At 68.2% G+C, this 446-nt stretch carries 1 protein-coding gene; it reads left to right on the top strand.

Going from position 1 to position 446, the window contains the following annotated elements; translation table 11 throughout:
• The coding region (locus tag DYI24_RS27770; protein WP_502706402.1) for an arsenic resistance protein at window positions 1–335 on the top strand (335 nt) is incomplete at its 5' end.
• Between the last annotated feature and the right edge of the window lie 111 nt (window positions 336–446).

The raw sequence follows: 446 nt of genomic DNA on the forward strand, positions 1-446 counted from the left end.
TCATTAGGCAGCCGCTGGTGATTGCGCTGCTCGCGGTGCCGATCCTGATCCAGGTGTATTTCAACGCCGGGCTGGCCTACCTGCTCAATCGGCTGTCCGGCGAGCAGCATTGCGTCGCCGGCCCGTCGGCGCTGATCGGCGCCAGCAATTTCTTCGAACTCGCGGTCGCCGCCGCGATCAGCCTGTTCGGCTTCGAATCCGGTGCCGCGCTTGCCACCGTGGTCGGCGTGCTGATCGAGGTGCCGGTGATGCTGACGGTGGTGGCGATCGTCAACCGGTCCAAGCGTTGGTACGAAGCCGCCGCGGGCGCCCCGGTGACGCGGACGCCGGGCTGACGGAGCTTTGATTAAGCGGCTCCGGCCGCAGCACGGAACGTGGCGCGGGCGACGCCGAACGGCTCGCCCAGCGACAGGCCGCCGTCGATCACCAGCGTCTGACCGGTGATG

Source organism: Rhodopseudomonas sp. BR0C11 (assembly GCF_010820945.1).
Classification (GTDB): Bacteria; Pseudomonadota; Alphaproteobacteria; order Rhizobiales; family Xanthobacteraceae; genus Rhodopseudomonas; species Rhodopseudomonas palustris_H.